Here is an 11,824-nt window from a genome sequence, read left to right on the forward strand (position 1 = left end):
CACACTTTATAACTTTAAATTTTATATAATCCTTCAAAAAAAGGAGCTCACATGAAAAAAGTCTTAAATTTTCTCTTGGTTTTGGCGGTATTTTTGGGTGTAAATTTGATGGCAAAAGATGAGTTTTTAAAGGAGCGGACAATGGCAGGGCAAAATTTGAAAGAAATTTATTTAGCAGGTGGCTGCTTTTGGGGCATGCAGGGATATTTTAAAAAGATATTTGGCGTGGTGGATACAAAAGTGGGCTACGCAAATGGCAAGAGCGAGAGCACGAGCTACCGTGAGCTTCATGAGAGCGATCACGCCGAGACACTTTATGTGAAATTTGATGAAAACAGGGTCGCTTTAGCTGAAATTTTGGCTCATTTTTTTAGGGTGATCGACCCGACCTCGCTAAATAAACAGGGCAATGATGTCGGCAGGCAGTATAGAAGCGGGATTTACTATGTTAGCAAGGACGATCTACCAGTTATTGAGAGCTTTATAAAGATAGAGCAAAAGAAATTTAAAGATAAGATTGTAGTCGAGGTGGCGCCACTTAAGAATTTCGTCATTGCCGAGGAGTATCACCAAGACTATCTTGATAAAAACCCTTTTGGATACTGCCACATCGATCTAAATTTGGCGAGCAAGCCACTTTACGATGAGGCTAAATTTAAGCCGCTTAGCAAAGAGGAGCTAAAGAGAAATTTAAGCAGCGAGCAGTATGCCGTGACGCAGGAGGCGGCGACTGAGAGGCCATTTAGTAGCGAGTATGATAAATTTGACAAAAAGGGCATCTACGTCGATATCACCAGTGGCAAGCCACTCTTTTCAAGCGCAGATAAATTTGACGCAGGGTGTGGCTGGCCAAGCTTCACAAAGCCTATCACGACAACGGCGCTTACCTATAAAGAAGACAACTCATTTATGATGATAAGGGTCGAGGTGAAGTCGCAAAACAGCGATGCGCACCTTGGGCATGTATTTGACGATGGGCCAAGCGATAAGGGCGGGCTAAGGTATTGCATAAACGGAGCTAGCCTTAAATTTATACCGCTTGAGGATATGGCTAGGCTTGGATATGAGGAGTTTATCCCCTATGTAAAATAGCTTTTGTTGAAGCAAATCAATGTTTTGAGAAGTTTAATCAGAGTATAATTCTCCAAAATCAAAAGGAGAAAAAATGAGTGAATTTTTCAAAAATGCAGAGCAGTTTAACGTAGAGGGCGCGACGGTGCCATTTTATAAATTTAGTGAAAATGGAGTAAACTTTGTGGGCTTTGACTCACGTCCTTGCGTGCCGCCCGAGCCTATGATGAATGCGCTTTTGGCGATAAAATTTGCTGATAAAAACACAAAGATCGTGATGGTAAATCACAAATTTCCAGCTGGACTCATCCCAAAGATAGAAAATAGCTTTGACATTAAGCGCGAGGACCTTGAAGGCGGAGCTGTAAAGATGACTTTTAGCCTAAAAGAGGGTGCAAGTATCGAAAACATAGACAACAGCCTTTGCCACTAAGATGCTTTTAAACACCTATGCGCCGCCATTTAAGCTAGTTGGCGGCTACTTTATCGCTGGCATTTTTTTCTTAGCGCTTAGCCTTGGGGCTTTTTTTTACGCTGATTTTGAGGCGATTAGCTCGCTAAACACGGCTGGCTTTTTGCATATATTTTTCGTGGGCTTTGTGATGAGTATCATCATCGGAGCTCTCTATCAGCTAACTTCGGTCATCTTAGAAAAGCCATTTTTCACGGTAAAAGGGGCTATTTTAAATTTAGCCATTTTTTGTTTGTCGCTACTTGCTATGAGCTATGCGATGATATTTGGCGAGGCCAAAATTTTGCAAATCAGCGGAGTTTTTCTCTTTGGCACACTTCTCTTTTTTGGCTCGACCTATGCGCTAAGCTTTATGGGTAATGAAAAAAGAAGCTTTGCGGCCTTTGCGCTCTTTGCCTCGGCGATATTTTTGCTAGTTGGTATAACGCTTGGATTTTGCTTGGTGATGATACTTGGCGGCACGCTTATGCTTGATTTTATGATGACGCTAAAATTTCACGTATATTTCGTGCTGGGTTTTGTATTTTTAGTGATACTTGGGGCTGCAAGCGTGCTTTTACCGATGTTTGCTTTGGCTCATGATCTTAAATTTACGCTTAGCAAGGCTTCGCTTGCCTGCTATATTTTGGCTGGCGTTTTGCTAATGATTAATGAAAATTTAGCTATTTTTGCAGTGGTTGTGGCGCTTTTACTTTTTATGGCTCAGGGCTTTTATATCTTAAAAAAGCGCGTGAGAAAGGCGTATGATTACTGGAATGTTAATATCGCTCTTTCGCTGCTTGCCTTGTTTGTGGCTACTATATTTATGTTTTTTGAAAAGCTAAATTTGGCCGCATTTTTTATGATATATGGCTTTTTGTTTGCCTTTATCGTGGCTCATCTATATAAGATCGCGCCATTTCTCATCTGGTATCACTATGTAGCACCATTTGTTGGCAAGGCAAAAGTGCCACTACTTGATGCAATGATACTAAAAAAGGCGGCTTATTACGCCATAGCTTTTAATGCCATTTCACTTGCGTGCTACTTTTTGGCAGTTAGCTTTGAGATGAGAAATTTGGTCTATGCAAGTATGATTTTTATGGCTTTAAGCATCATTTTACTTGCTGTAAATATGATAAATGTTTTTAAATTTACTGGTTTTAAAGGATAAAAAATGAAAGAAAAAATTTATGATGCTCTGTCAAATATCGTCGATCCCGAGGTTGGCTTTGATATTGTTTCGCTTGGGTTGATATACGACGTAAATTGCGATGAAAACGGTAAAACAAAGGTGACGATGACGCTTTCAACCAAGTCTTGTCCGCTTCATGAGATGATACTTGGCTGGGTTGAAACGGCTGTGCTTGGTGTAGAGGGTGTAAAAGAGTGTGAGATCGACCTAGTTTGGGAGCCTGAGTGGAATATCCAAATGGCAAGTGACTTTGTAAAAGCACAACTTGGAGTGCAATAATAAATTTGGCTAGAAATTTAGCTTAGCCAGCAAATTTCTAGCTTTTCTTCTTAAATTTCTACTTTAAATTTTAAAAATATCATAAAGCGTAGTTAAATTTGTTTTGGAGCGCTTAAATTCTTGAATAAATTTACAAATAAATTTATGTAAGTAAAAACTAAAAATGCGAGTTATAGAATATAATTTTAGGTATTTGCTAGATAATGGTTAAAATTTGAATATATAAAAAGGTAAATTGCAAGATGAACTTGCAATTTAACAGGAGAATTTTTAGTTAGGACTTAGTCCATTTGGTGGCGAAGATATGATGGGATATCTAGCTGAGAGATATACTCATCACTGTTATATCCACCGCTTACTCTTCTTTTTAAAACGATATTTTTATTTAGAAGATCGTTTTCAGGCTCTTGGGCTATTTTTTTTTCTTCGCTTTCTTTTTCTGCACCTTTAAAACCTGTTGCGATGATAGTAACTTCGACTTTATTGTCTTCTATGTTTTCATCAGTTGTTGTACCAAAGATTACATCAGCATCATCATCAGAAGCCTCTTCAATCATTGACATCGCACTATGAAGATCATCAAGTGAGCAGTTTGGATGCATTTTAAAATGAACTAAAACGCCAAGCGCTCCGTTTATGTTCATGTTGTCAAGTAGTGGAGATTGGATAGCATTTTTTATAGCTTCTTGAGCTGCACCCTCGCCATAAGCCTCGCCAACGCCCATTAAAGCGTGACCTCTGTGGCTCATAACTGTTTTTACGTCAGCAAAGTCAAGGTTGATATCGCTAACACCAGAGTCAAGCACGATAGAGCACATACCATTTACCGCTCTTGCAAGCACTTCATCAACCATTTTAAAGCTCTCTTTGATGCCTGATTTTTTATCTATCAAAGTTAAAAGTCTGTCGTTTGGTATGATAACGATAGAGTCGCTCTCTTTTCTAAGCTCGCTTAGACCTATATCTGCTAGCTTGCTACGTTTTTTACCCTCAAATGAAAAAGGCATAGTCACAACAGCAACTGTTAGCGCACCTATCTCTTTTGCTGCTTGTGCAACAACTGGAGCAGCACCTGTACCTGTACCACCGCCAAGGCCTGAAGCGATAAACACAACATCAGAAGTCTCAAGAGCACTTTTTATCTCTTCGTAGCTCTCTTGTGCAGCTTCTTTGCCAACTTCTGGTCTCATACCAGCGCCAAGACCTTTTGTCTTTTTCTCACCAAGCTGTATCTTTGTGTGCGCAGGAGAATTATCAAGTGCCTTAGCATCTGTGTTTGCTATCATTAGATCGATGTCTAAATTTGGATTCTCTCTGATGATGTGGTTTATCATATTACCACCGCCACCACCTACGCCTACTACCTTTATCTTTGCGCTATATAGGCTTTTGTTCTCTTCGATTGTGAAACTGTTGCTCATTGTAAAAATTCTCCTCAAAATAGTTGCGTCATGCTGTGCCAAAATTTCTTTAAAGCACTTGGTTTTTTTTCTTGCTTACTTATATCAGCGATATTTGCAAGCTCATTTTTGTTGTTTGTTTGCTCTAAATTTATATCCATATTTACAAGCTCAATACCCTCTTCAAAATCATCTTTATCCTGTTTTTTTGCTTCAAATTTCTCTTTTTTCTCTTCTTCAAAAATGTTGAAATTTGTTTTTGGCTTTGATCTTAACTCACCTTTATATCTCATCTTTTTTTCTGAGTCTATCTCATAAGGTGTAAATTCACCAGCGCCATACATGCAAAGTCCTATGGCACAAGAATTTGCTGGATCTCTTAAAATCTCATATAAACCATCCATCTCTTTTGGCCTAGCGATCCTGACTGGCATGTTGTCAAATATCGCAGAAGCTAGATCTTTTAGTCCATCAAGCTTTGTCATGCCGCCGGTTAGTACTATGCCAGCGCCAACTAGATCTTTATATCCACTATCTTCAAGCATATTTGCAAGCACCATCACAGTCTCTTCTGCTCTAGCTGAGATGACATTTGATATAACATCAAGTGAAACTTCGTGAGTTTTTTGCTCATCGCCAAGTCTTGGAAGCTCAATAAGATCTACTGATTTATTTACTAGCTTGCCATATTCTAGTTTTATCTCTTCAGCTTTTGGCAAAGGAGTATGAAGCGCCATTGAAAGATCTATAGTTATATTTGCAGAGCCAACGTGTAGATATGAGTTATATCTTAGTGAATTTCCAGCGTGCACTACCATATTACATGTCTCACCGCCCATATCTATAAGTGCAACACCAAGTTCTTTTTCGTCTTTTGTTAGTGTTGCTATGGCTGAAGCGTAACCAGAAAGAACTACATTATCAACCTGCACACCTGCTAAATTTATAGCTTTTCTTAGATTGCTTAGTTGTGATTTTTGAATACTTATGATATGCGTTTGCACTTCAAGTCTAGTGCCATTCATGCCAATAGGATCTTCTATAAATTCTTGTCCATCCACCTTAAAGTTGTAAGGTAAGACATGAAGTTTTTCATATTCTGGGGAAGTCTCGGCATTGTGATCTGCCATCTGCATGGCACGCTCTATCTCTTTTATGCCTATTTCATGATTTGGTATATTTACTACGCCACTACTATTTACACTTTTAGTATATTTTCCAGATATCGAAACTACTACTCTTTCGTAGTGTGTGCCCGCAACTTTTTGTGCTTCTATGAGTGCATTTTTTATAGATTTTGCAGCTAGTTCAATGTTGTTTATAGCACCCTTTTTTATACCTTGTGCTTTTTCTGTGCCTATTCCTATTATTTTTATGCCATCATCATTGTGCTCTGCTATAACAGCGCAAATTTGAAATGATCCGACATCTATGCCTAAAATTCTAGTACTCAAAATTTTTACCTTTTGACATATTCTTTAACTTCATAATATTTTAGAAGTTTGTTTGTTAAATCTTTTATCAACTCGTTGTTTTTAAGCATTGCAACATTTTGTTGTGTTATTTGCTTATAGTTGTTATTTATATTGTTAGTAAGCAATCTTTGTTCCAAAATATCGTACACTACGGCTTTGTCATCTAATATAACATAACCTTTTGTGTTGTTAGTGTCAAAAAGTTGAGATATAAAAGCTCTTGTGTCACTCTCGTTTAAGCCCGCAATAGAGCCATTTACCTCTCTGCTAACAAAGCCAACATCTGTGCCTTTGAAGTTTTGTAGAGTATCTTTTGCTTTTGCTGTTAAAATTTCTTTTTCTTTTTTGCTTTTATAAATTTCAAGTACATTAGCTCTTGCTTGTTCAAAGCTCATAGGTTGTGGAGGAGTTATACTTTTTATTCTAGCTATCAAATAGCCATCTTTATAGATAAATGGTTTTATCACTTCACCAACTTTTGCGCCCTTTATCTCATCAAGTGAAAAAGTAGCGTTGTCCTCATTTACACTTATAAAACCATTAGTTGCAAGTTCAGCTTTTTTAACAGCGACATACTTTTCTAAAGCATTAGTTTTACTTTGCTCTATGTTGTAGTCTTTATTAACTTCAGCTTTTACCTCGCTAAAAGGTTTTATCTTGTCATCAGAACCCTTATATTTATCTTGGTTCTCGTTATAGTAAGATTTTAAAACGCTTTCGTTTGCGTCACTTTTTTCTGAGTCGACAAAGTATGTATCTATACCATAAAGTGTCTTTGTCATATAGTTATTTTTATTTATCTCCCAAAGATCTTTTAGCTCTTTCTCATCTACTTTGATATCGTTTTGATCAGCATTTACTACTTGCACAGCTAATTTATCTTGCATGAAAAAGCTAGCTTCCATCATGGCGATATCTTCTTTACTTGCAGGTAAATTTAAAATAGTTCTAAGTTTATCTAGTAAGATAGTTAGTTTTAGATTGTCTTCAAAATCAGTTGGGTTTATCCTAGCTCTTCTTAGCACATCGTAGTATAAATTTTTGTCAAAAACGCCGTCTTTTTGAAATGTTGGATCGACGATTATATATTTTAAAACATCGTCTTTATTAACGCTAAGACCGATGTCATCTGCAAAATTTAAAAGTAAATTTTCTTGAATAGCAGCTTGAAGTGCAGCATTTTCTAAGCCTAACTCTTCAGCTTTCTCTTGAGTTAATTTGCCTTCAAATACGTTGTTGTAGTACTGATATAACCTATCATATTTTTGTTGCAACTCTTGAACGCTTATATTTCTATGTCCTACTTTGGCTACCGAAGTAGCTCTGTTGCTGTTTAGATCGTATGCGCCCCAGCCGACAAAACCAGCACCGACGAAAGCTATCGTGCTTACCCAAATTGTCACGACTAGGTATTTTTTATGTTTTTGCATCCAAGATAACATTAAGTTCTTCCTTTAAAATACTAACAAAGCTTGTGCGATATTTTATAGAAATTTGGCTTAAATAAGCTTAAAATGGGGCTTTATAAAAACGTTTCTTGCTAAATTTTTACTAACATTTTTTATCTTTGTTAGCAAAAATTTAAATGCTAAAATCGCTGTAACCACCAGTAAAATGAAGCAGTTTGCAGCTATTTTCTAACAAAGCTATATCTTTTGCAAGTAGCTGAGGGCTCCTGCTATACGCGTAAACGCCGTATCCTTTGATCACGACAACGTTAGTATTTTTCTCTATCATCGCTCTATAAATTTCTGTCTCAGCACGCTCATACCAGTCGTCAAACTGCTTTGGATCATAGACTAAAATTTCATTAAATCTCATGCACCCAAAATAGTCTTTTGGTGCGATCTTTTCATGTTTCATTGCATAAGCTGTCACGTATGGAGGCATGGTATAGCAGACAAATTTTGCTTCATTTATGTTTTTGTAGATATTTAAGTGTATATCAGCATCTAAACTCGCATCATTCCATCGGTAGTCCTTTTTTGATGAAAGAAGCGTTAGATCACTATCTTGCAAGTCGTCAAAAATGGCACTTTGCTTGTTGATGATGAATTGATTTTTTTCTACCCTCGCTGAGATAGAACCATGAAAAACACCAAAAAAATTCTTTCTAAACATCGAAAGAGATATCTTTTTTATCTCATTTGTTGAGTGCAATAAGTCCATTTTTTCTCCTATGTTTGGGTGATTATATTTAAGCTATCTTAAAATTTGTGTAAAATTTTATGTAATGATAGCTTTTTAAGTAAAATTTCGATAAATTTTCACACTAATTTCATTAAAGAGGCAGTGTTGCAAAGTCCGCATATTAGCGTTTTACTTGACGAAGTTTTATCTTTTTTTAAAGACATGCGTGGAAATTTTATAGATTGCACGCTTGGATATGCTGGACATTCTAGTGCTATTTTGTCTCAAAATGAAAATTTAAATTTGATCGCTTGCGATAGAGACAATGAAGCTATAAATTTCTCGCTCAAAAAACTTGAGCCATTTGGCAGCAGAGTGAAAATTTATAAGAGCAATTTTTCTGAGCTTATTAGCAAACTTAGCAGCGATGAAATTTCAAACGTTAGAGGAATTTTAGCCGACATTGGCGTTAGTTCACTTCAGATAGACAAAGATGATAGGGGCTTTAGTATAGGCTCAAACACGCTTGATATGCGTATGGATAAAGAGCGAGGTTTTAGCGCCTATGAGGTGGTAAATGGCTACTCATTTGATGAGCTTGTTAGGATATTTAGGGATTACGGCGAGCTAAAAAATGCCACTGGGGTCGCAAATAAGATAATAAATGCTAGAAATTTAGGCAAGATAACAAGCGCAAAAGAGCTTGCAAATATAATAGGCACAGCTCAGATAAAAGGGCGCGGCGTTAGCCCTGCGATCCTTGCCTTTCAGGCGATCAGGATAGAAGTAAATGGCGAGCTAGATGAGCTAACAAATTTGCTTGATAGTATAGAAAAGGGCGGGTTTAAAGATTGCTTGGTGGCGATTATAACATTTCACTCGCTTGAAGATAGGATCGTAAAAGAGCGCTTCAAAAAGTGGGCAAATAGCTGTATCTGTCCGCCTGGCATCTACCGATGTGAGTGCGGAAACAACCACGAACTGGGCGAAATTTTAACCAAAAAACCACTAACAGCAAGCCAAAGTGAGCTAGCGCAAAACTCACGAAGCAGAAGCGCAAAACTGCGTGTTTTTAAGATAAAAGGATGAAGATGCAAGAAAAAGAAGAGCTGCTAACACTTCACGACGAGGAGCAAAAACGTGAGGTAAATTTAAGCTTTAAGACGCTAGTGATGGTCTATCTGGCGGTTTTTATAGCGCTGGCTCTATTTTTGCCAAAAATTTATATAGCAAATCAAATTTATTATATAAGTAGAGATATCGCCGACATCAGCGGCAAACGAGATATGCTCCTTGAAGAAAACAGAGCTCTTAGCATAAAGCTTGAAAATTTGCGTTATAAAAATCAAATTTTAAACAATATGCAAGAGCGTCAATGGAAATAATTAAGAAATTTAAAAGCTTTATCCGCTACTACGACCCTGCAAATTTCCAGCTCATCTACTCGCTAAAAGCTGCCACAACCATCGCTTTTAACTGCTTTTTGTGCTTTTACTTCTTTCATCTAAGCGGCGCTATCATGGCTGTAAATATCACGATGGGTATCTTCTTTCTTGGAGAGCTTGAGTGCAAAGATAGGAGCAAATTTGCATTTTTACTACTTTACATCGCGCTTTCTTGTGCTTTTATGCCCTTTGTTGATCCATTTATCAGCCTTGGCGTTTGGCTCTCGCTTATCGTATTTGTCTGGATATTTGTGGTAGGCATTAGCCAAATTTATAGCTCAAATTTAAACAAAATTTTACTCGCTGTAAATGCAACAGGGCTAGTTGCCTTTGTGACAAAGGCCGCAGTTGGGCTAAATGTGGTTGAAAGCATCGGCGGTCTGGTGCTCGCTGGCGTGCTAAGCATCATCATAAAATTTGAAAATTTTGGCAAATACGGAAAATTTACTAAAAAGAGCATCAGCTTTTTACTAGACAGCTCCATCTTATCGAGCAAGGCGCTTGGCACGAGCCATTTTTACGCAAGTATTGCAGATTTGATGAGCTTGATTGATAAATCAAAAGAAATTTTTGCAAACAAAAGCCTAAAGATAAAAGATGTTAAGCTAGTTAGAAATCAAGCCAAAGCGCTATTTTATTTTTATAAAGTTGAAGAGATAGCTCTTTTGCTTCGAACATTGGGCGCTTCGTTTGAAAGGATCGAGGACAAAGCGCTTTTAAATGAGGTAAAAAATGAGATCGCTTACAACCTTTTTGAGCTTAAAAAAATTTTCAAAAATCAAACTCCAAAACTAAAATTTGATGCGCTAAATTTAGCTAAAAACTCAAATTTTAAAATTTTTGCAAGCTCGCTTGGCGTGCTTTATGATAAATTTTTGCTTATAAAAGAGGGCGGCGAGGACAAACTCTCGTTTAATAACACAAAAAAGATCACGCTAAAAGAGGCGTTTAAAAAGCTAAATTTAAAAAATGAAATATTAAAAGAGTCTTTAAGGCTTGCCATTTGCATGTCGCTAGCCATTTTTATAGCGCAGGCGATGCATATAAATCATGGAATTTGGATCGCCATAGCGGTGATGAGCCTAAACAAAAACGACGAAGATGCTTTGAAAAATGCTGGCAGAGATAGTCTTCTTGGCGGAGTTATCGGCTTTTTTATCGCGCTTGTTTTTGTGAAATTTATGGGTGAGTCATACGCATTTTACGTGGTTGTCTTTATCGGTATGTTTTTGGTTTATTATCTTAAATCTTACAAACAAATCGTCTTTGCAACGGCTTTTATGTTTGAATTTACAGCCATTTTTTCGCTTATAAAAAGAGACTTTTTGGCTCTTATGGTCGATAGATTGCTTGACGTGGCAGCTGGCTTTTTGATAGTTTTTCTCACTTACTTGCTAACTAGGAAAAATGACTATACAGCGATAAAAGATAGCTTAAGCAGTGCCTTGATAGGTTTTAGAAATTTAGTGCAAATTTCTCTAAATGAGTCAAACAAAGATGCTTTTAGCACGGATGAAAAAAGGGTTTTAGGCTCGCTAAATGAGCTAAACTACGCTATAAAAGTTAGTAAAAATTTAGACGATGATAATATGAAAAATGCAAAATTTATAGCTAGCAAGCTTGATGATATAAATAGCGATCTGGTTAAGCTTAGAAATTATCTGAATTTAGATGAGTTAAAAGAGAAAAACGCCTTGCAAAATGATGTAAAAATCATCTCAGATAGGTTTTTGATGTTAGATAAAAAGATCAAAAAACTTCCATATTATTTCATAAACGAGATAGAAGCGAAGCTGCTTTGCAAAGACGAAAACGTTAAAAAGCTAATTTTACGAGTTGCTTTAAAACAAAATGAAATTTACTCAGCGCTCTCTTTTTGAGAGATTAGCTTTTCATATATATATTGTTCTAAATCTTTTTTTGAAACATCATTTTTAAGAGCGGTGTTGTAAATTTCTTCAACCTTGCTTGAATACTTTTCATATCCAAAATATGGAAAATGCACGCTCCAAGCCTTTTTTATAAGATCCAAGCTTATCTCTCTTCTTGCCCAAACCTTAAACATATCAAAGCCGATAAAAACAGCTGAAGTGACGATGGTAGTTGCTATTATCGAGATGTGCGCGTCAGCCTTTGCTAAAAAGTGGTGCGTGATGATAAGAAGCGGAAACAAGACTACAAAGCAGATAAGTGCGTAAATTTGATAGAGCTTCACGTGGTTAAATCTAAAATTTAGCTTTGCGCCATCAACTAGCATACCTTCGTTAAAAAGGGCATTTGCTTCAAGTAAATCTCTAAATAAAACTGGCTGTTTTGAGACGAAAAAAATATTTTTAATGATAGTGTTTCTTAGATTTTCTTTCATTTTTTATAGACTT

At 36.8% G+C, this 11,824-nt stretch carries 12 protein-coding genes; 7 read left to right on the plus strand and 5 right to left on the minus strand.

Translation table 11 applies throughout. The features are described 5' to 3' along the window. Nucleotides 1-51 precede the first annotated feature (51 nt). The 4 genes from msrB (at nt 52) to CVS91_RS00410 (ending at nt 2,996) form a co-directional block, all read left to right on the plus strand. Nucleotides 52-1,092, plus strand: coding sequence for a peptide-methionine (R)-S-oxide reductase MsrB (gene msrB / locus CVS91_RS00395; RefSeq protein WP_107829499.1), 1,041 nt, complete (start codon nt 52-54; stop codon nt 1,090-1,092). Nucleotides 1,093-1,165: 73 nt separating this feature from the next. Next, a complete protein-coding gene (locus CVS91_RS00400; protein WP_107829501.1) occupies nt 1,166-1,504 on the plus strand; it encodes a hypothetical protein in 339 nt (112 codons plus the stop codon). A gap of 1 nt (nt 1,505) precedes the next feature. Further along, nucleotides 1,506-2,696 carry a peptidase M50 gene (locus CVS91_RS00405; protein ID WP_107829503.1) on the plus strand — a complete coding sequence of 397 codons (1,191 nt, stop codon included), beginning with the start codon at nt 1,506-1,508 and terminating at the stop codon, nt 2,694-2,696. 3 nt (nt 2,697-2,699) lie between these two features. Then, nucleotides 2,700-2,996 (plus strand): metal-sulfur cluster assembly factor, encoded by a 297-nt coding sequence (locus tag CVS91_RS00410; RefSeq protein WP_107829505.1) that lies wholly within the window; start codon nt 2,700-2,702, stop codon nt 2,994-2,996. Between the two features lie 281 nt (nt 2,997-3,277). Here the strand turns inward: CVS91_RS00410 and ftsZ are convergent, their stop codons facing one another. From ftsZ to CVS91_RS00430, 4 genes are all read right to left on the minus strand, one after another. Next, nucleotides 3,278-4,417: a cell division protein FtsZ gene (gene ftsZ / locus CVS91_RS00415; protein ID WP_012001610.1), complete on the minus strand. Its 1,140-nt coding sequence runs from the start codon at nt 4,415-4,417 to the stop codon at nt 3,278-3,280. A gap of 14 nt (nt 4,418-4,431) precedes the next feature. After that, nucleotides 4,432-5,850, minus strand: coding sequence for a cell division protein FtsA (ftsA, locus tag CVS91_RS00420; RefSeq protein ID WP_107829507.1), 1,419 nt, complete (start codon nt 5,848-5,850; stop codon nt 4,432-4,434). 5 nt (nt 5,851-5,855) lie between these two features. Then, nucleotides 5,856-7,313: a peptidylprolyl isomerase gene (locus CVS91_RS00425; RefSeq protein ID WP_107829509.1), complete on the minus strand. Its 1,458-nt coding sequence runs from the start codon at nt 7,311-7,313 to the stop codon at nt 5,856-5,858. 139 nt (nt 7,314-7,452) lie between these two features. Further along, nucleotides 7,453-8,040: a class II aldolase and adducin N-terminal domain-containing protein gene (locus CVS91_RS00430; protein ID WP_107829511.1), complete on the minus strand. Its 588-nt coding sequence runs from the start codon at nt 8,038-8,040 to the stop codon at nt 7,453-7,455. Nucleotides 8,041-8,166: 126 nt separating this feature from the next. On the opposite strand from CVS91_RS00430, the gene rsmH reads away from it, so the two are divergent. From rsmH to CVS91_RS00445, 3 genes are read left to right on the plus strand one after another with little or no spacing between them, the layout of a single operon-like run. Next, nucleotides 8,167-9,090: a 16S rRNA (cytosine(1402)-N(4))-methyltransferase RsmH gene (gene rsmH, locus CVS91_RS00435; protein WP_107829513.1), complete on the plus strand. Its 924-nt coding sequence runs from the start codon at nt 8,167-8,169 to the stop codon at nt 9,088-9,090. 2 nt (nt 9,091-9,092) lie between these two features. Further along, entirely contained in the window at nt 9,093-9,386 is a 294-nt protein-coding gene (locus CVS91_RS00440; protein ID WP_002940285.1) for a hypothetical protein, read from the plus strand. Then, nucleotides 9,377-11,326 (plus strand): FUSC family protein, encoded by a 1,950-nt coding sequence (locus CVS91_RS00445; protein ID WP_107829515.1) that lies wholly within the window; start codon nt 9,377-9,379, stop codon nt 11,324-11,326. Before CVS91_RS00440 ends, CVS91_RS00445 begins: the two co-directional genes overlap by 10 nt. On the opposite strand, the gene CVS91_RS00450 is transcribed toward CVS91_RS00445, so the two are convergent. Then, on the minus strand, nt 11,305-11,811 hold the full coding sequence (locus tag CVS91_RS00450; protein WP_002940170.1) for a hypothetical protein: 507 nt from the start codon (nt 11,809-11,811) through the stop codon (nt 11,305-11,307). The two genes, CVS91_RS00445 and CVS91_RS00450, sit on opposite strands and share 22 nt — an antisense overlap. Nucleotides 11,812-11,824: the final 13 nt, after the last annotated feature.

Origin of the sequence: Campylobacter concisus (assembly GCF_003048985.1) — a bacterium.
Classification (GTDB): domain Bacteria; phylum Campylobacterota; class Campylobacteria; order Campylobacterales; family Campylobacteraceae; genus Campylobacter_A; species Campylobacter_A concisus_AY.

Excerpts from the sequence above, each read along its gene's own strand:
- msrB (WP_107829499.1), top strand. The coding sequence starts at position 52 with ATGAAAAAAGTCTTAAATTTTCTCTTGGTTTTGGCGGTATTTTTGGGT.
- CVS91_RS00400 (WP_107829501.1), top strand. The coding sequence starts at position 1,166 with ATGAGTGAATTTTTCAAAAATGCAGAGCAGTTTAACGTAGAGGGCGCG.
- CVS91_RS00405 (WP_107829503.1), top strand. The coding sequence starts at position 1,506 with ATGCTTTTAAACACCTATGCGCCGCCATTTAAGCTAGTTGGCGGCTAC.
- CVS91_RS00410 (WP_107829505.1), top strand. The coding sequence starts at position 2,700 with ATGAAAGAAAAAATTTATGATGCTCTGTCAAATATCGTCGATCCCGAG.
- ftsZ (WP_012001610.1), bottom strand. The coding sequence starts at position 4,417 with ATGAGCAACAGTTTCACAATCGAAGAGAACAAAAGCCTATATAGCGCA.
- CVS91_RS00425 (WP_107829509.1), bottom strand. The coding sequence starts at position 7,313 with ATGTTATCTTGGATGCAAAAACATAAAAAATACCTAGTCGTGACAATT.
- CVS91_RS00430 (WP_107829511.1), bottom strand. The coding sequence starts at position 8,040 with ATGGACTTATTGCACTCAACAAATGAGATAAAAAAGATATCTCTTTCG.
- CVS91_RS00440 (WP_002940285.1), top strand. The coding sequence starts at position 9,093 with ATGCAAGAAAAAGAAGAGCTGCTAACACTTCACGACGAGGAGCAAAAA.
- CVS91_RS00445 (WP_107829515.1), top strand. The coding sequence starts at position 9,377 with ATGGAAATAATTAAGAAATTTAAAAGCTTTATCCGCTACTACGACCCT.
- CVS91_RS00450 (WP_002940170.1), bottom strand. The coding sequence starts at position 11,811 with ATGAAAGAAAATCTAAGAAACACTATCATTAAAAATATTTTTTTCGTC.